Raw genomic sequence first — 17,454 nt, forward strand, 5'->3', positions numbered from 1 at the left:
CCTCTCGCGTGGTCCCGCGGAGGTGACGGGGCGAGGCTCGACAACTAGTGGCCGACCACCAAGGTGGGGTCGGCCGGGGCGACCTTGCGGCGGGGCAGGAAGAACGCCGGGACCAGGACCAGCGCGACCATGACCGTGGCGACCACGAACACGTGGGCGAACGCGTCGGCGAGGCCGGTGACGAACCCGGCGGGGTCGCTCGGGTCGAGATCGATGGTGCCGTTGGTGAGCAGCATCGCGAACACCGCCGTACCGATCGAGGCGGCGACCTGCTGGACGATGTTCATCAGCGTCGAGCCGCGGGCGATCGTGTGCTCGCGCAGCGTCGCGAGCGCGGCGGACATGATCGGCATCATCGTGGCGCCCATGCCGAGGCCCATCACGAACAGTGCGGTGAGCAGGTAGGCATAGGAGGTGTCCTGGTCGAGCTGGGTGAACATGCCCATGCCGACCGTGATCACGGCGATGCCGGTCAGCACGATCTTGCCGGGGCCGATGCGGTCGGCGAGCACACCCGCGATCGGCATCGTGATCATCGCGCCGACGCCCTGCGGTGCCAGCAGCAGGCCGGCGCCGAGCGCGTCCTCGCCGCGCACCCACTGGAAGTACAGCGGGAACAGCAGGCTGGCGCCGAAGAACGCGATCGCGAACAGCGACATCGACAGCACCGCGGCCGTCATCGTGCCGTTGCCGAACAGCCGCAGGTCGACCAGCGGGTGGAGGTTGCGGCGGTTGAGGGCCCACGGCACGAAGGCCGCGATCAGCAGCAGGCCGGCGAGCGCGGGCGCGACCACCTCGGTCGTCCAGAGGGTGCCGTGCTCCTCACGTGCTGCCGGGATCGAGGAGACGCCGTACAGGAACGCGGCGAGCCCGGGGGAGAGCAGGACCATGCCGAGCCAGTCGAAGGTCTCGGACGGCTCGACGTGGTCGCGCGGCAGCACGACGGCGGCGTAGGCGAGGGCGGCGATCCCGATGGGCAGGTTGATCAGGAAGATCCAGTGCCAGCTCGCGGAGTCGATCAGGGCGCCGCCGAGGATCGGGCCGAAGATCGGGCCGAGCAGCATCGGGATGCCGAGCACCGCCATCACCCGGCCGACCCGCTCCGGGCCGGCGGCCCGAGTCAGGATCGTCATGCCCAGCGGCATCAGCATGCCGCCGCCGACGCCCTGCAGGACCCGGAAGCTCACCAGCATCTCGAGCGACGTGGCCGCCGCGCACAGCACGGATCCGGCGGTGAACAGCAAGACGGCGAGCAGGTAGAGGCGCTTGGTGCCGAACCGGTCGGCCGCCCAGCCGGTCAGCGGGATCACGCTGGCCAGGGCGAGGGTGTAGCCGGTCATCGTCCACGCGACCTCGGCCGAGGTCGCGTCGAACTCCTGCTGGAAGGTCTGCAGTGCGACCGAGACCACCGTGATGTCGAGGATCGACATGATCGCGCCGAGCACGACCACCCCGGCGACCATCAGCACCCGGCGGTCGAGTCCCTCCGGAGGTGCGTCGGGGGCGTCGACGGGGCGGCCTGGGGCCGGGGCGGTGCGCTCGTCCTGGGTCTCGGTCACCGGAAGAGGCTAGGTGAGCCTACCTGGGCTCAGCACCCTACTTTCGGCTCTCCGGCCTGTGGGCTGGGTCACCGAGTGAGGACAGGGGAGTCAGCCGACCTGGGACTCGACGGCGGCGACCAGGCGGGGGTCGCCGGGCTCGACGCCGGGGCTGAACCGGGCGAGGACCGCGCCGGAGGCGTCGACGAGGAACTTCTCGAAGTTCCACGTGATGTCGCCGCTCTCGCCGGACTCGTTCGGGGTGTCGACGAGGGTCCGGTAGATCTCGTGGCGGTCCGGGCCGTTGACGTCGATCTTCTCGGTCATCGGGAAGGTGACGCCGTACGTCGCGGAGCAGAACTCGGCGATCTCGTCCGCGGTCCCCGGCTCCTGCCCGCGGAACTGGTTGCACGGCAGCCCGACCACCGTGAAGCCGCGGTCCGCGAGCCGCTCGTGGAGCTCCTCGAGCCCGGCGTACTGCGGGGTCAGCCCGCACTTGCTGGCGACGTTGACCAACAGCGCGGGCCGGCCGCCGGTGATCTCGCCCAGCGTGCTCGGGGTCCCGTCCAGGCGGGCGATCTTGGCGTCGAGGATGCTCATGCGGCCAGGCTACGTCGCGGCCGGGAGGGAACCGTCGGACCGTCCGGCTAGCGTCGGGGCGTGAGCTTCGTCCCGGTCACCGGCCCGGCGACGTTCCGTGCCGCCGACCCGCCGCGCGAGGGCGTCGTCGAGTTCACCGACGACCGGCGCACCGTGAGCCTGCCGATCCGGGCGGCCCTGCCGGTGCTGACCAAGGCCCGCTCGCGCGACGACCTGCACCCGAGCGTCGGGGTGCTGTCCGGGGCCGCGCTGCTCGCCCTGCGGCTGGTCGCCGCGGGCAAGTTCGCTCCGGCGGGGAGCAGCCCGCCCGCCTGGCGGGTGGCGGGCCTGGACGCCGACGACGAGCAGCGGATCGTGTTGCTGGCGCGCAACGGACCGGACGACGAGCAGCTGGTGCGCGACCTGCTCGACGCCGTGGCCGACGCCATGCCCAGGACCCAGCCCAGGACCCAGCCCAGGAGCCGGCCCAGCGCCGAGCCGAGCGGGACGACGGTCTCCCGGGAGCGCCGACCGACGTTCGAGGAGCGCCTCCAGGCACGGCTGGCGCGGCACCAGCGCGTCGACGCGCGCGCCCTGCCGCAGCTGGTCACCATCTCGCTGCGGGTCGAGGCGGACGAGGAGGAGCTGGTCGCGGGCGCCGTACGCCTGGTGGCGCAGGCGCACGACGAGCAGAACCCGCTGCACCTGTGCGACCTCGCGCTGCTGTGGACCGGGACACCGCAGGAGCACGGCTTCGGCGAGCGGGCCCGCACGCACGCGACGATCGCGCTCCGCGCGGCTGCGGACGCGTGGCCGGTGCTCGACCGGCTGTTGGAGCTGCGGGTGCCCGACCAGCTCACCCTGGACAGCGACGAGCTGGTCAGCCTGCTCGACGAGGGCGTCGGTGCGCTGCGTGCGGCGGGCGTCGACGTGCTGTGGCCCAAGGCGCTCGGCCGCGACCTCACCGCGACCACGGTCCTCGACCGGGCCGCCCCGATGACCCGGGAGGAGCCGCTCAACGAGCCGGTGCTCGGCGCCGAGGCGCTGTTCGCGTTCAACTGGCAGATCGCGCTGCACGGCGACCCGCTCACCGCGGAGGAGATGGACCGGCTCGCGACGTCCGCCTCGCCGCTGCTGCGGCTGCGGGGCAGTTGGACGGTCGTCGATCCCTCGATCGCGCGGAAGGCGAAGAAGCGGCTGGTCCGCACCGTCAAGCCCGCCGAGGCCGTCGCCGCCGCGCTCACCGGGACCGCGCAGATCGCCGCCCCGGGTGGTGAGCAGAGCGAGCAGGACGTCGTCGTCGGCGCCTCGCTCCTCAAGGTCCGGGACCGGCTCCTGGGCGCCGCCACCAGGGAGCCGGTCGAGCCTCCGGCCGCGCTGCGGGCCACGCTGCGCGACTACCAGCGGCACGGACTCACCTGGCTGGCGGAGATGACCTCGCTGGGGCTCGGCGCCTGCCTGGCCGATGACATGGGGCTGGGCAAGACCGTCACGCTGATCGCGCTGCACCTGCACCGGGCCGAGCGCGGCCACCGAGGCCCGACGCTGGTGGTCTGCCCGGCGAGCCTGCTCGGCAACTGGGAGGCGGAGGTCCGCCGGTTCGCCCCGGGTGTGCCGGTGGTGCGCTTCCACGGCACGTCCCGTGACGTCGAGGCGGCCGGCGACGGGTTCGTGCTGACGACGTACGGGACGATGCGGCGCGACGCCGAGGCGCTCGGCTCGGTGCGGTGGGACCTCGTGGTCGCCGACGAGGCCCAGCACGTGAAGAACCCGCGTACGGCGACGGCTCGGGCGCTCCGGTCGATCACGAGCGCGGCGCGCGTCGCCCTCACCGGCACCCCGGTCGAGAACGACCTCACCGAGCTGTGGGCGATCCTCGACTGGACCACGCCCGGTCTGCTCGGCAGTCGCAACGCCTTCCGCAAGGCGTGGGCGGCGCCGATCGAGTCCGGCCGCGAGCCCGCGAAGGCCCGGCAGTTCGCGGACCTGATCGGGCCATTCCTGCTCCGCCGTCGCAAGTCCGACCCCGGCATCGCCCCCGAGCTCCCGGCGAAGACCGAGACCGACCACCCGCTGCGGCTGACCCGGGAGCAGGTGGTGCTCTACGAGTCGTTCGTGCGCGACACGATGGCGCGCATCGAGCGCGCCGACCCCTCGGACCCGGTCGCGCGGCGCGGGCTGGTGCTGACCCTGCTCACCGGCCTCAAGCAGATCTGCAACCACCCCGACCACTTCTTGAAGCGCTCCGGCGCCCGGCTGTCCGGCCGGTCGGAGAAGGTCGACCTGCTCGACGAGCTGGTCGGCACCGTGCTCGCCGAGGACGGGGCGGTGCTGGTGTTCACCCAGTACGTCGCGATGGCGCGACTGCTGGAGGGCCATCTCGCCCGCGCCGGCGTACCCCACCAGCTGCTGCACGGCGGCACTCCGGTCCGGGAGCGGGAGGCGATGGTGGCGCGGTTCCAGGCGGGTGAGACGCCGGTGTTCCTGCTCTCGCTCAAGGCCGGTGGCACCGGGCTCAACCTGACCCGCGCCGACCACGTCGTGCACGTCGACCGGTGGTGGAACCCGGCCGTGGAGGAGCAGGCGACCGATCGCGCCTACCGGATCGGGCAGACCAAGCCGGTGCAGGTGCACCGGATGATCACCCGCGGCACCGTCGAGGAGAAGGTCGCCGAGCTGCTGACCCGCAAGCGTGCCCTCGCCGACGCGGTGCTCTCCCGGGGCGAGGCGGCGTTGACCGAGCTCAGCGACGACGAGCTGCGCGACTTCGTCGCGCTGCGCCGGGACCCCTGATGACCGGGACCGTGCTGCACCCCCGGGTCGCGCCGCGGCGGGCGACGGCGCGCGCGACGACCTGGTGGGGCAAGGCGTGGGTGCGGGCCGTCGACGAGGCGGCGTACGCCGAGGCCGACCTGGTGGCGAGCCGGGCGCTCGCCCGCGCCGGCCGGGTGGGTCAGATCGCCACCGAGCCCGGCCGGTTCGTGGCCGCGGTCGAGGACCGGCGCGGGCTGTGGACGGTCGAGGGCACGGTGCCGGTGCTCGGTGCCGCCGACGTCGCCGCGCTCGTGGAGACCGTGGCCGCGGAGTCCGGCCGGATCGCGGCCCTGCTGGCCGGCGAGCTCCCGCACCGGCTGGTCGAGCACGCCGAGGAGGCGGGCGTCGAGCTGCTGCCGTACGGCGGTGAGCTCGGTGCGTCGTGCACCTGCGAGCACTGGGTGGATCCGTGCGTGCACGCTCTGGCCGTGCTCCACCAGCTCGCGTGGCTGGTCGACGCCGACCCGTTCGTCCTGCTCCAGCTGCGCGGCCTGGCGCGCGACGAGCTGCTGGGACGATTGCACGAGCGCTCCGCCGCTCCCCTGGTCGAGCCCCGAGACTCGGCCGACGGCACCGTGGACGAGGACGAACCGGACCTCCAGGCCGCCCTCGAGGCGGCGCTGTACGCCGCCCGGCTGCTGGTCGACCCGCTCAGCTGACGCTCAACCGTCGCTCATCCGGCACCGAGCGCGCCCAGGGCCATCCGGCTGAGCAGGCCGCGCATGTCGGTGTCGGGGAGCAGGCCGCTGTGGGGGGTGGAGTTGATCAGGCCGAACGCCGCGTGCGCCATGGCCCGCGCCGTCGCGAGGTCGAGCCGCGGGTCGGCGAGCCGCAGCTGGGCGGCCCACAGGTCGACGTACTCCCGCTGGAGGGTGCGGACCCGCTCGCGGGCCTCCTCGGGGAGCGCCTCCCAGTCCCGGTCCTGGACGACGATCAGGGCCCGGTGCCGCAGCGCGAAGTCGACGTGCCAGTCGACGAGTGCGGCGATGGCGGTTCGGGGGCCGGTCGCGGCGGCGACCCGCTCGGTGCCCACCCGCAGCAGCTCCTCGCTGATCGCGACCAGCATCTCGGCGAGGACCGCCTGCTTGGAGGCGAAGTGCTTGTAGAGCGCCGGCCCGGAGATCCCGCAGGCCGCGCCCAGGTCGGCCACCGAGACCCCGTGGTACCCGTGCGCCGCGAACAGCTCCGCCGCGGTGGCGAGGATCTGGTCGCGACGGCTCATGCCCCCAGGTTAGTGCCCGTTAACCGGTCGGGGCCGGCGGGTATCGGCCGGCCGGTTTCCCCGGTGAACCGGGGAAACCGGAACTGTTGGGCCGAAACTTCGGGCCAGAAGTTCCAACATCCCCGGTGAACCGGGGAAACCGACCCCCCCGCTCACGCCAGCGAGAGGAAGAGCTTCTCCATCTTCTTGGCGTCGAGGCTGTCCAGGCCGTCGCCGGTGGTGAGGCACTGCTGGAGGCCGGTGGCGACGATGGCGAAGCCGGCGCGGTCCAGGGCGCGGGAGACGGCGGCGAGCTGGGTGACGACGTCCTCGCACTCGCGGCCCTCCTCCAGCATCCGCAGCACGCCGGCCAGCTGGCCCTGGGCGCGCTTGATCCGGTTGATGACCGGCGTCATCTCCTGGGGGTCCAGCTCCATGTCAGCTCTCCTCGGCCGGTGGGGTCAGGGCGGCGAGCGCGGCGCTCAGCCGCTGCCGGGCCTCCCCGGCGACCTCGGTCAGACCGTCGCCCGCGAGACCCATCATCGCGTCCGGGTCGAAGGCCTCGACCACGGTGGTGTGCTCGCCGAGCGAGCGGACCACGACGTTGCACGGCAGCACGGCCGCGATGGTCGGGTCGATCTCGAGGGCCCGGTGCGCCAGCTGCGGGCGGCAGGCGCCGAGGATCACCTGCGGGGGTACGTCGACGCCGAGCTTGGCCGCCAGCGTCGCCCGGATGTCGATCTCGGTGAGGACCCCGAAGCCCTGACCCGCGAGCGCCTCGCGGACCTCGGCAACGGTCTCGTCGTACGGCCGCTCGACCGTCGCGCTCAGCGTGAAGCTCACTGGTTCTCCTCCTGGTCCTGGCTCTGGGCGGCGAGCTGGGCGCGGACGTCGTCCATGTCGAGCTCGCGGACGGCGCCGATCACCTGCTCCAGCGAGGTCGCCGGCAGGGCGCCCGGCTGGGCGAAGACGAGCACGCCCTCGCGGAAGGCCATCAGCGTCGGGATCGAGGTGATCTGCGCGGCCGCGGCGAGCTCGCGCTCGGCCTCGGTGTCGACCTTGCCGAACACGACGTCGGGGTGCTTCTCCGACGCGGCCTCGAAGACGGGGGCGAACTGGCGGCACGGGCCGCACCAGGAGGCCCAGAAGTCGACCAGGACGATGTCGTTCCCGGTCACGGTCTCCTCGAACTGCGCGGCAGTCAGCGTGGTGGTGGTCATGGGCTCTCCTCTGGTCGTCCCGGGAATACGATACCCCCCGGGGTGTTATCGTACCGAACGGCGGATACCCCCTGGGGTATTCCGGACCTCGTACCGAAACCCCTGAGAGTGAGTGTCCATCACCCATGTCCACCATCACGACGCCCCCTGACGTCGACCCCGAGATCGGCTACCGGCCCGGCCCCCTGGGCCGGCTCGGCGTGTGGGTCACCCATCACACCCGAGCGACCGCGGTCGTGTGGCTGCTGGTCATCGTCGGCCTCGGCGCCTTCGCGCCCAAGGTCGAGGCCGAGCTGTCCGGCGCCGGCTGGCAGGCCGACGGCTCGGAGTCCGTGGCCGCCCGCGAGCTCGCCCAGGAGCACTTCGGCGGCAACGCCAGCTCCGCGATCCAGGTCGTCGTGCACAGCTCGAAGATTCCGCTGGACAGCTCCTCCGGACAGCGGATCCTGGACCGGGCCACCGCCCTGCTCGAGGAGGACCCGCGGATCGCCGAGGTCGTCCAGCCACAGCCCGGGGCCACGCTGAGCGAGGACGGCCGGACCGCCGTGCTGCTCGCCGGGGCGGCCGCCGACCCCAACGAGATGGTGCGCGCCGCGGACGACCTCAAGGGCCCGCTCCAGGACCTCTCGACCGCCGGCATCCAGGTGAACCCGACCGGCGCCTCCTTGCTCTGGTCGGACTTCAACGAGGCGAACCTGGACGCGATGCTGAAGTCGGAGATGTTCTCCTGGCCGGTCACCCTCGCGATCCTGGTGCTCGCCTTCGGCGCCCTCGTCGCCGCCGGGCTGCCGCTCATCCTGACCCTCGCCGGGCTGGTCGCCTCGGCCGGCTCGCTGGTGCTGATCAACCAGGTCGTCCCGGTCTCCATCTGGGCGATGAACTTCGCGATGATGTTCGCGCTCGCCCTGGGCATCGACTATGCGCTGTTCCTCGTCGTGCGGTTCCGGGCGGCCCGGATGGGCCACCACGAGAGCCCCCGCCAGGCGATCGCCGAGACCATGGACACCGCCGGCAAGGCCGTGCTGCTCTCCGGCGCCACGGTGCTGATCTCCCTGTCCGCGGTGATGCTGGTGCCGTCGCCGTCGTTCCGGTCGATGGCGGGCGGGATCATGCTCTCGGTGGTCTTCGTGCTCGCCGCGACGCTCACCTTGCTCCCGCTCGTGCTGCACCTCCTCGACCAACGGATCAACAAGCTCGCGCTGCCGTGGGTGCACACCGGTGAGCACCGGTCCCCGAAGTTCGCGGCCTGGGGTGAGCGGCTGTGGAAGCGCCCGATCGTGTTCGGGCTGGCCGCGCTGTTCATCCTGCTCGCCCTCGCCGCCCCGATCCTCGGCCTGAAGACCGCGATGCCCTCGATCAAGGTGCTGCCCGAGGACGCCAGCGCCCGGGTCGGCTACGACCTGGTGCAGGAGAGCTTCGGCGAGGGCGCGCCCGGCACCCTCCAGGTGGTGACGACCGGCGCCGACGCGGAGGCGACGTACGACGCCCTCGGCGCCGACCCGGGCATCGCCGCCGCGATGCCGCCGATGCCCGCGCCGGACGGCACCGACCACGTGCTGATCCAGGCGGTGCCCACCGTCGACCCGTCCGACCCCGGGCTCGGCGCGACCGTCGACCGGCTGCGCGCCGACCTCCCCGAGTCCGCGATCGTCGGCGGGGCCGCGGTCGAGAACCTCGACCTGAAGTCCCAGCTCGACGATTCGACCCCGCTGGTGATCGGCGTGATCCTGGCGCTCGGCTTCCTGCTCCTCCTGGTCGCGCTCCAGGCGCCGCTGATCGCGCTGCTCGGGACGCTGGCCAGCCTGCTCTCGACCGCGGCGGCCTTCGGGGTCGCGCGGCTGATCTTCCAGGAGGGCTGGGGCTCGGGCCTGCTGGGCTTCGAGAGCCAGGGCTTCCTCGACGCCTGGGCGCCGGTGTTCTTCTTCGCGATGATCTTCGCGATCGCGATGGACTACACCGTCTTCCTGCTGGCCTCCGCCAAGGAGCACTTCGAGCACACCGGCGACCCGAAGGACGCCATGGTCGGCTCGCTCGCGCACTCCGGCCGGGTGATCTTCGCCGCCGGAGCGGTCATGGTCGCCGTGTTCTTCACGTTCGCGCTGTCCGGACCGCTCCCGCCGAAGGAGATGGGCGTCGTGCTCGGCGTCGCCGTCCTGCTGGACGCGTTCCTGGTCCGCCTGGTGCTGCTCCCGGTGCTGCTGCGGCTCACGGGCCGCGCGGCCTGGTACGTGCCCCGCTGGCTCGACCGGGTGCTCCCCGACGTCCGCTTCTCGCACAGCTGACCCCAACGGAAAGGTTCCACCACCATGTGTCATCGCACCACCTGTCGTCGCTGCGGCAAGGCCAGCTGGGCCGGCTGTGGGGCGCACGTCTCCCAGGTGATGGCCGGCGTCCCGAAGGCCGACCGGTGCCCGGGCCACGAGGGCGAGCCCCCGCTGCCCGGCTTCCTCAGCCGGCTGTTGGGCCGGGCCTGACGCAGGCCCGAGACAGCGCGAGGCGGCACGGGAGGACGCACCTGAGGCGGTGCGCGGGGGCGGGCGACCGCCCCCGCGCAATGCCCCGGAGGGTGGTGCGGGGTGGCCCGCTCGGGTCATGCCGCCCGGACGGCGAGCGTCCCTAGCGTCGAGAACCGCGGCACAAGCCGCCTTCTCGGAGGGACATCCATCATGCAGTTCACCACCTCTCGGGCGATCGTGCGTCGCCTCGTCCCGGCGGCCGCCGGTGCCGCCGTCCTCGCCACCGTGGCCTCGTCCGCGGCCCTCGCCGCTCCGGGGGTGACCCCGGCGCACTACACCGACGCCCTGGACCCGGGCAGCACGGTGACGATCACCAAGACCGTCGAGACCCCACCGATCCCGCCGCGTCCCGACATCGTGTTCCTGGCCGACACGACCGGCAGCATGGGCGGCAGCATCGCCAACGTCCGCAGCAACGCGAACGCGATCCTGGCCCAGATCCAGGCCGCACAGCCCACGGCCCGGTTCGCGGTCGCGGAGTACAAGGACGAGTCCGACGGGCCCGCCGCGGTCTTCCACGTCGACCAGCAGCTCACCGACAGCACCGCGGACGTGGTCGCCGGTATCAACGCCTGGTCCGCCTCCGGCGGCGGCGACGCCCCCGAGGCGTGGATCGGCGCGCTCGGCCGGATCCCGTCGAGCATCGACTTCCGTCCCGACGGCACCCGGGTGCTGGTGATGTTCGGCGACGCGCCCAGCCACGACCCGTCACTGGGCTTCACCCTCGGGTCCGCGACCAGCGGCCTGCAGGCCAGCGGTGTCCGGGTGATCGCCATCGACGTGCCCGGCACCGCCGGCGGCCTCGATGCGCTCGGCCAGGCCACCCACGTGACCTCGCAGACCGGCGGCTCGCTCGCCGCGGCCGACCCCGACCAGGTCGCGAGCACGATCCTCAGCGAGCTGCAGAACCTGCCCGCCGTGGTCACCCACGACACCACCTGTGACCCCGGGGCGTCGCTGTCCTTCGACCAGGCCAGCCGCACGGTGACCTCCGGTGACAGCACGACGTTCGACGAGACCATCACCGTCGCCGGTGACGCCGTGCAGGGCAGCGTGCTCACCTGCACCACGCGGTTCCTCGTCAACGGCGAGCTCCCGGGACCCGAGTTCGTCCAGACCGTGGAGATCGCGGTCAACGACGTCACCCCGCCGGTCGTGACCGTCGAGAGCAAGACCGTCGAGGCCACCGGGCCCGACGGTGCGACGGTCGGCTACACGTCCTCGGCGACCGACAACGTCGACGGGCCGCTCACCCCGACCTGCACGCCGGCCTCGGGCAGCCTGTTCGGGCTCGGCGCGACGACCGTGACCTGCGCGGCCACGGACGCGGCCGGCAACACCGGCACCGGCACCGGCACGATCACCGTCGTCGACACCACGCCCCCGTCGGTCGGGTGCCCGGAGGCGGAGAACCCGGGCGGTCAGGTTCCGGGCGCGCACAACGAGGACGGCTTCTTCCGGCTCGAGGCGAGCGACATCGTCGACGGCGACGTGGACGTCTACCTGCGCGACACCGGCAGCGGGACCGTCTTCGGGCCGTACGCGTCGGGCCAGCGGGTCAAGTACACCGAGAACGGCGCCAAGCCCTCGGTGAAGACGATGCCGAGCGGCATCCTGCACATCACCGGCACCGGTGACGCCGAGGTGTACGCCGTCGACTTCAGCGGCAACACGTCCGCACCGGCGGCCTGCCTCGTCCCGCAGCCGCCCAAGTAGTCCGGACGGGCGACCGGAGCAGCTGCCGGAGTCTCGGGGGCGTCCGCCCCGGGGGTGATCCCCCGGGGCGGACGCCGATGCCCGGCGCCGATCGCTCCCGTCGGTGGACCCACAGGTTAATGATCGCTAACCTGTGGGAGTGAGCCACATGAAGGAGCTGGTGGACGAGCTGCGCGAGCGGCTCGCGACCGCCCGGCAGGGCGGCAGCGAGAAGGCCCGCCGCAAGCACACCGACCGCGGCAAGCTGCTGGTGCGCGACCGGGTCGACCGCCTCCTCGATCCCGGCAGCCCGTTCCTGGAGCTCAGCCCGCTGGCGGCCGACGGGATGTACGGCGGCGCCGTACCGTCGGCCGGCGTCGTGACGGGCATCGGCCGGGTGAGCGGCCGCGAGGTCGTGGTGGTCGCCAACGACGCCACGGTCAAGGGCGGCACCTACTACCCGATGACGGTCAAGAAGCACCTGCGCGCGCAGACGGTCGCCGCCGACAACCGGCTGCCGTGCGTCTACCTGGTCGACTCCGGCGGGGCGTTCTTGCCGATGCAGGACGAGGTGTTCCCCGACCGCGAGCACTTCGGGCGGATCTTCTTCAACCAGGCGAACCTGTCGGCCCGCGGGATCCCGCAGATCGCCAGCGTGATGGGCTCGTGCACCGCCGGCGGCGCCTACGTCCCCGCGATGTCCGACGAGACCGTGATCGTGCGCAACCAGGGCACGATCTTCCTCGGCGGCCCCCCGCTGGTGAAGGCCGCGACCGGTGAGGTGGTGACGGCCGAGGAGCTCGGCGGCGGCGACGTGCACGCGCGCACCTCCGGCGTGGCCGACCATTTGGCCGAGGACGACGCGCACGCGCTGGCGATCGTGCGCAGCATCGTCGAGACCGTGGGCCCGCGCGCGGCCGCGCCGTGGGAGGTCCATCCGGTCGAGGAGCCGCACGAGGACCCGACCAGCCTGTACGACGTGATCCCCGCGGACACCAGGACGCCGTACGACGTGCGCGAGGTGATCCGCCGGGTCGTGGACGGCAGCCGGTTCCACGAGTTCAAGAAGCTGTACGGCGAGACCCTGGTCACCGGCTTCGCCCGGGTCTGGGGCCACCCGGTCGGCATCGTCGCCAACAACGGCATCCTCTTCAGCGAGTCCTCGCTGAAGGGCGCCCACTTCATCGAGCTGTGCAACCAGCGCGGCATCCCGCTGGTCTTCCTGCAGAACATCACCGGCTTCATGGTCGGCAAGGAGTACGAGAACGGCGGCATCGCCAAGGACGGCGCCAAGCTCGTCACGGCCGTCGCCTGCTCGGTGGTGCCGAAGTTCACCGTCGTCATCGGCGGCTCGTTCGGCGCCGGCAACTACGGCATGTGCGGGCGCGCCTACGACCCGAGGTTCCTGTGGATGTGGCCGAACGCCCGGATCTCGGTGATGGGCGGCGAGCAGGCCGCCTCGGTGCTGGCGACCGTCGCCGGGCGTCCCGACGACGAGGAGTTCAAGGCGCCGATCCGCGAGCAGTACGAGACCCAGGGCTCGCCGTACTACTCGACAGCGAGGCTGTGGGACGACGGGATCATCGACCCCGCCGACACCCGCCGCGTCCTCGGCATGGGCCTCGCGGCCGCGGCCAACGCGCCGGTCCCGGCTCCCACCTACGGCATCTTCCGGATGTGATCTCACCCCACGACGTTCTTCGCTCCCCCGCTCCGCTCCTCCGTGAACAACGCCGCGGGGACCCCGACACCTCGGAGAAACCAGTCCTATGACGAATTCCCTCGCAGCAGTCCTGGAGTCCGTGCTCGTCGCCAACCGCGGCGAGATCGCGCTGCGCGTCATGCGCGCCTGCCGGAAGTACGGCGTGCGGACGATCGCGATCTACACCGACCTCGACGTCGACGCGCCGCACGTCCGGGCCGCGGACGATGCCGTGCACGTCTCGAGCTACCTGGACATCGACGCGGTCGTCGCCGCCGCCGTTGCGAGCGGGGCCACCGCGGTGCACCCCGGCTACGGCTTCCTCTCGGAACGGTCCGCGTTCGTTCGTGCGGTCGAGGCCGCCGGTGTCGTCTTCGTCGGACCGCCCGCCGACGTCATGGACAAGATGGGCCGCAAGGACGCCGCCCGCGAGATCGCGGTCGCGGCCGGCGTGCCGGTCGTGCCGCGGGGCGAGGACGCGGGCTTTCCCGTCCTGGTGAAGGCCGCCGCCGGAGGCGGCGGCAAGGGCATGCGCGTCGTTCGTGAGGAGGCCGACCTCGAGGAGGCCAAGGCCGCCGCGGCCCGCGAGGCGCTCGCCGCGTTCGGCGACGACACCCTCCTGATCGAGAAGTACGTCGAGCGCGGCCGGCACATCGAGGTCCAGATCATGGCCGACGCGCACGGCCACGTGGTCCACCTCGACGAGCGGGACTGCTCCACCCAGCGCCGGCACCAGAAGGTGCTCGAGGAGGCGCCCGCGCCGACCATCAGCCCCGAGGTCCGCGAGCTGGTCACCAGCAGCGCCGTGGCTCTGGCCAAGCAGGTGGGCTACGTGAACGCCGGCACCGTCGAGTTCCTCGTCGACGACGACACGGGTGAGGCGTACTTCCTGGAGATGAACACCCGGCTCCAGGTCGAGCACCCCGTCACCGAGCTGATCCACCACGACCTGGACCTCGTCCTCCACCAGCTCCTCGTCGCGCTCGGGCACCCCCTGGAGATCGAGCAGGACAACGTCCGGCCGTCCGGGCACGCGATCGAGGCGCGGGTGTACGCCGAGGACTCCTTCGGCGGCTTCCTGCCCCAGGCCGGGCGCACGTCGATCGTGCGCTGGCCGGCCGGGGTCCGCGTGGACCACGCGCTCGAGCCCGACCAGGTCGTCAGCACGTCGTACGACCCGATGCTTGGCAAGGTCATCGTGCACGGCCCCGACCGAGAGTCCGCGCGCCGCGCCCTGGTCGACGCGCTGGACCGGACCGCGATCCTCGGGCTCACGACCAACGTCGGGTTCCTGCGCGCGCTGGTGGCGAGCGAGGAGTTCCGCGACGCCGCCATCGACACCGCCTGGCTGGACCGCAACAGCGTCCCGGCGCCCGACGACGACCTGCCGCGGGTCTTCGTCGCCTGGGTGAGCGCGATGCTTGCCGCCGGGCACGACAGCGGGCAGCCGTTCCGGGCCGATGGCTGGCGCTCCGGCGCCGACCCCGCGCCGACCATCGTCGAGCTCGACCGGCCGGTCGTGGTCGACCGGTTCGCGGGCCTGGTCGACGGCCGTGCGGTGCGGCAGGTCGCGGCCGCCGATCACGTCCTCACCCTCGAGGTCGACGGGCGCGTGCACTCGGCGGTCGTCAACGTGCAGCCACACGTCGCCGAGGTCGTCCACCACGGCCAGCGCTTCGTGTTCGAGCGGCCCGACGTGTTCGGTGACCACGCGGTCGACGTCGGCGACGGGGCGATCGCCGCACCGATGCCGGGTACCGTCTTGGACGTCCGCGTCGAGCCCGGCGCGACCGTCGTCGCCGGCGACGTGCTCGGCGTCCTGGAGGCGATGAAGATGGAGCTGACCCTCAAGGCGCCCTTCGACGGCACGGTCAGCCAGGTCGGGGCCACCATCGGCGCCCAGGTCGCGCTCGGCGCCCGGCTGTTCGTGGTCGAGCCGCACGCCGAGGCCGAGGAAGAGGAGGCCGGCTGATGCGCACCCCTGCCGTCGTACCCGCCCTCCCGGTGTCGGCCGCGCCGATGCCGGACCGCGTCACGATCTACGAGGTCGGCCCCCGCGACGGTCTCCAGAACGAGAAGTCGCTGGTCCCGACCGACGTCAAGGCGGAGTTCGTACGCCGGCTCCTCGCCGCCGGCCTGCCGATCGTCGAGGCGACCAGCTTCGTCCACCCCAAGTGGGTGCCCCAGCTCGCCGACGCCGCCGAGCTGATGGCTCTGCTCGGCCCGGCCGGGCGGGACTGCCCGGTGCTGGTGCCCAACGAGCGCGGCCTGGACCGGGCCCTCGAGCTGGGCGTCCGGCACGTCGCGATCTTCGGGTCGGCGACCGAGACCTTCGCGCAGAAGAACCTCAACCGCAGCCTGGACGAGCAGTTCGCGATGTTCGAACCGACCGTGCGCCGGGCCCGCGACGCCGGGCTGGACGTGCGGGCCTACGTCAGCATGTGCTTCGGCGACCCGTGGGAGGGCGCCGTACCGATCGAGCAGGTCGTCGGCGTCGGCAAGCGGCTCTTCGACCTCGGCGCCAGCCAGCTCAGCATCGGCGACACCATCGGCGTCGGCACCGCCGGCCACGTCACCGCCCTGGTCCGGGCCTTCGACGAGGTCGGCCTGGGCACCGACCGTCTCGCGCTGCACTTCCACGACACCTTCGGCCAGGCCCTCGCGAACACCTACGCGGCGCTCCAGGCCGGGATCACCACCTTCGACGCGAGCGCCGGCGGGCTGGGCGGGTGCCCCTACGCCAAGAGCGCCACCGGCAACCTCGCCACCGAGGACCTGGTGTGGATGCTGCGTGGCCTCGGCATCGAGACCGGCGTCGACCTGGAGGAGGTGGCCGCGACCAGCGTCTGGATGGCCGCCCACCTCGGCCGGCCCAGCCCCTCCGCCGTGGTCCGCGCCCTGGCGCCGTCCGCGTCCTGATCTTGAGTGGCCCGCCCCGGCCGGCTGTCACGCTCGCTGTAACGCCGTGTTACCTGTTCTGCCGCCCCTGTTGCAACCGGGTCGGAGGAGCGGGTAACACGGCGTTACATGGAGGCGGGCCGGAGCCCCAGCCGCGCAGGCCCCGCTCGGCCTGCGGCACAATCGCAGCATGAGTCGGAAGGTCTACCTGCACATCGGTGCGCCGAAGACGGGGACCACCTACCTGCAGGACCGGCTCACGGTGAACGCCAAGACGCTGGCCGCGCAGGGGGTGCACTTCCCGACCGGTTCGCCGCTGGTCAGCCCCGGGCTGTACCAGTTCCGCGCGGCGCTCGACCTGCTCGGCCAGGACTGGGGCGGGCCACCGGGACACGCCGACGGCAGCTGGGAGGGCCTGGTCCGGCGGGCCCGGCGCCGCTCCGGGACCGTCGTGATCAGCCACGAGATCCTCGCGCCCGCGGCGCCGGGCCAGGTGGCCCGCGCGATGCGCGACCTGGCCGGCAGCGAGATCCACGTCGTCTACACCGCGCGGGACCTGGCCCGGCAGCTGCCGGCCGCGTGGCAGGAGAGCATCAAGCAGGGCCGGCGCTGGAGCTACCGGCGCTTCCTCGACCGCTTCGAGAAAGGCCGTAGCTGGTTCTACCGGGCCTTCGACGTCCCGCGGGTCCTCGGCACCTGGGGCGCCGGGCTGCCCCCCGAGCGCGTGCACGTCGTCACCGTCCCGCACGCCCGGGTGCAGACCCAGCACGGCGACCAGTTGTGGCTGCGCATGTGCGAGGTGCTCGGCATCGACCCGGTGTGGGCGCCGCTCGACAGCGACCGCTCCAACCGCTCGCTGGGCATCGCGGAGACCCAGGTGATCCGCCAGCTCAACCGCCGGATGGACCGGGCCGCTCGCCGGGAGTCGACGTACGACGCGCTGATCCGCGACATGCTCGCCCAGGGTGAGCTGGTCAAGCGGGAGTCGGCCGCGGTCCGCCTGCCCCCGGAGCGCTTCGCGTGGGTCGAGGAGCGGGCCGAGCGGTGGATCGAGTGGATCGAGGGCAGCGGGGTGCACGTCGTCGGTGACGTCGCCGAGCTGCGCCCGGTGCGCCCGGCGGAGGACGAGCGCTGGCGCGACCCCGACCGGGTGCGCGCCAAACGCCAGCTCGCGACCGCGCTCGACGCCCTGGCCGCGATGACGCGGGAGGCGGCCCGCCGCCCGGACCCCGAGCGCCAGCTGACCACGCGGGTGCTGGCGCAGGCCCAACGGCTGCGCGACCGGTGAGGG

Annotated in this window: 15 protein-coding genes; 9 read left to right on the plus strand and 6 right to left on the minus strand. The window is 72.7% G+C overall.

Annotation, left to right across the window (positions count from 1 at the left end; all coding sequences use genetic code 11):
• Positions 1–44: 44 nt before the first annotated feature.
• Both NOCA_RS02080 and NOCA_RS02085 read right to left on the minus strand, forming a co-directional pair.
• Positions 45–1,559 carry a DHA2 family efflux MFS transporter permease subunit gene (locus tag NOCA_RS02080; protein WP_011753632.1) on the minus strand — a complete coding sequence of 505 codons (1,515 nt, stop codon included), beginning with the start codon at positions 1,557–1,559 and terminating at the stop codon, positions 45–47.
• 90 nt (positions 1,560–1,649) lie between these two features.
• Positions 1,650–2,138 (minus strand): glutathione peroxidase, encoded by a 489-nt coding sequence (locus NOCA_RS02085; RefSeq protein ID WP_011753633.1) that lies wholly within the window; start codon positions 2,136–2,138, stop codon positions 1,650–1,652.
• Positions 2,139–2,198: 60 nt separating this feature from the next.
• Between NOCA_RS02085 and NOCA_RS02090 the strand changes: the two genes are divergently transcribed.
• A complete protein-coding gene (locus NOCA_RS02090) occupies positions 2,199–4,910 on the plus strand; it encodes a DEAD/DEAH box helicase (protein ID WP_011753634.1) in 2,712 nt (903 codons plus the stop codon).
• Complete coding sequence (locus NOCA_RS02095; protein WP_011753635.1) at positions 4,910–5,590, plus strand: SWIM zinc finger family protein; 681 nt, start codon at positions 4,910–4,912, stop codon at positions 5,588–5,590. Before NOCA_RS02090 ends, NOCA_RS02095 begins: the two co-directional genes overlap by 1 nt.
• A gap of 14 nt (positions 5,591–5,604) precedes the next feature.
• Here the strand turns inward: NOCA_RS02095 and NOCA_RS02100 are convergent, their stop codons facing one another.
• The 4 genes from NOCA_RS02100 to trxA all read right to left on the minus strand — a co-directional run bounded on the left by NOCA_RS02100 (position 5,605) and on the right by trxA (position 7,352).
• Positions 5,605–6,153 (minus strand): SACE_7040 family transcriptional regulator, encoded by a 549-nt coding sequence (locus NOCA_RS02100; protein ID WP_011753636.1) that lies wholly within the window; start codon positions 6,151–6,153, stop codon positions 5,605–5,607.
• A 152-nt stretch (positions 6,154–6,305) separates the two neighbouring features.
• On the minus strand, positions 6,306–6,569 hold the full coding sequence (locus NOCA_RS02105) for a metal-sensitive transcriptional regulator (RefSeq protein WP_011753637.1): 264 nt from the start codon (positions 6,567–6,569) through the stop codon (positions 6,306–6,308).
• Between the two features lies 1 nt (position 6,570).
• Positions 6,571–6,975 (minus strand): DUF302 domain-containing protein, encoded by a 405-nt coding sequence (locus NOCA_RS02110; RefSeq protein ID WP_011753638.1) that lies wholly within the window; start codon positions 6,973–6,975, stop codon positions 6,571–6,573.
• On the minus strand, positions 6,972–7,352 hold the full coding sequence (gene trxA / locus NOCA_RS02115) for a thioredoxin (RefSeq protein ID WP_011753639.1): 381 nt from the start codon (positions 7,350–7,352) through the stop codon (positions 6,972–6,974). The genes NOCA_RS02110 and trxA overlap by 4 nt, the downstream gene beginning before the upstream one ends.
• Positions 7,353–7,477: 125 nt before the next feature.
• On the opposite strand from trxA, the gene NOCA_RS02120 reads away from it, so the two are divergent.
• From NOCA_RS02120 to NOCA_RS02145, 7 genes are all read left to right on the plus strand, one after another.
• Positions 7,478–9,634, plus strand: coding sequence for an MMPL family transporter (locus tag NOCA_RS02120; protein WP_011753640.1), 2,157 nt, complete (start codon positions 7,478–7,480; stop codon positions 9,632–9,634).
• A gap of 24 nt (positions 9,635–9,658) precedes the next feature.
• Positions 9,659–9,826, plus strand: coding sequence for a hypothetical protein (locus NOCA_RS27760; protein ID WP_011753641.1), 168 nt, complete (start codon positions 9,659–9,661; stop codon positions 9,824–9,826).
• A gap of 192 nt (positions 9,827–10,018) precedes the next feature.
• On the plus strand, positions 10,019–11,584 hold the full coding sequence (locus NOCA_RS25385; protein ID WP_011753642.1) for a vWA domain-containing protein: 1,566 nt from the start codon (positions 10,019–10,021) through the stop codon (positions 11,582–11,584).
• Between the two features lie 148 nt (positions 11,585–11,732).
• Entirely contained in the window at positions 11,733–13,244 is a 1,512-nt protein-coding gene (locus NOCA_RS02130) for a carboxyl transferase domain-containing protein (protein WP_011753643.1), read from the plus strand.
• Positions 13,245–13,332: 88 nt separating this feature from the next.
• Complete coding sequence (locus NOCA_RS02135) at positions 13,333–15,237, plus strand: acetyl/propionyl/methylcrotonyl-CoA carboxylase subunit alpha (protein WP_011753644.1); 1,905 nt, start codon at positions 13,333–13,335, stop codon at positions 15,235–15,237.
• Positions 15,237–16,184: a hydroxymethylglutaryl-CoA lyase gene (locus tag NOCA_RS02140; RefSeq protein WP_011753645.1), complete on the plus strand. Its 948-nt coding sequence runs from the start codon at positions 15,237–15,239 to the stop codon at positions 16,182–16,184. Before NOCA_RS02135 ends, NOCA_RS02140 begins: the two co-directional genes overlap by 1 nt.
• A gap of 169 nt (positions 16,185–16,353) precedes the next feature.
• Complete coding sequence (locus NOCA_RS02145) at positions 16,354–17,451, plus strand: hypothetical protein (protein WP_011753646.1); 1,098 nt, start codon at positions 16,354–16,356, stop codon at positions 17,449–17,451.
• The last annotated feature ends 3 nt before the right edge of the window (positions 17,452–17,454 follow it).

This window comes from Nocardioides sp. JS614 (assembly GCF_000015265.1).
GTDB lineage: Bacteria > Actinomycetota > Actinomycetes > Propionibacteriales > Nocardioidaceae > Nocardioides.

Bases quoted from the DNA above. Each gene is read 5' to 3' on its own strand.
- NOCA_RS02085 (WP_011753633.1), bottom strand. From the start codon at position 2,138: ATGAGCATCCTCGACGCCAAGATCGCCCGCCTGGACGGGACCCCGAGC.
- NOCA_RS02095 (WP_011753635.1), top strand. From the start codon at position 4,910: ATGACCGGGACCGTGCTGCACCCCCGGGTCGCGCCGCGGCGGGCGACG.
- NOCA_RS02100 (WP_011753636.1), bottom strand. From the start codon at position 6,153: ATGAGCCGTCGCGACCAGATCCTCGCCACCGCGGCGGAGCTGTTCGCG.
- NOCA_RS02105 (WP_011753637.1), bottom strand. From the start codon at position 6,569: ATGGAGCTGGACCCCCAGGAGATGACGCCGGTCATCAACCGGATCAAG.
- trxA (WP_011753639.1), bottom strand. From the start codon at position 7,352: ATGACCACCACCACGCTGACTGCCGCGCAGTTCGAGGAGACCGTGACC.
- NOCA_RS02120 (WP_011753640.1), top strand. From the start codon at position 7,478: ATGTCCACCATCACGACGCCCCCTGACGTCGACCCCGAGATCGGCTAC.
- NOCA_RS27760 (WP_011753641.1), top strand. From the start codon at position 9,659: ATGTGTCATCGCACCACCTGTCGTCGCTGCGGCAAGGCCAGCTGGGCC.
- NOCA_RS25385 (WP_011753642.1), top strand. From the start codon at position 10,019: ATGCAGTTCACCACCTCTCGGGCGATCGTGCGTCGCCTCGTCCCGGCG.
- NOCA_RS02130 (WP_011753643.1), top strand. From the start codon at position 11,733: ATGAAGGAGCTGGTGGACGAGCTGCGCGAGCGGCTCGCGACCGCCCGG.
- NOCA_RS02135 (WP_011753644.1), top strand. From the start codon at position 13,333: ATGACGAATTCCCTCGCAGCAGTCCTGGAGTCCGTGCTCGTCGCCAAC.
- NOCA_RS02140 (WP_011753645.1), top strand. From the start codon at position 15,237: ATGCGCACCCCTGCCGTCGTACCCGCCCTCCCGGTGTCGGCCGCGCCG.
- NOCA_RS02145 (WP_011753646.1), top strand. From the start codon at position 16,354: ATGAGTCGGAAGGTCTACCTGCACATCGGTGCGCCGAAGACGGGGACC.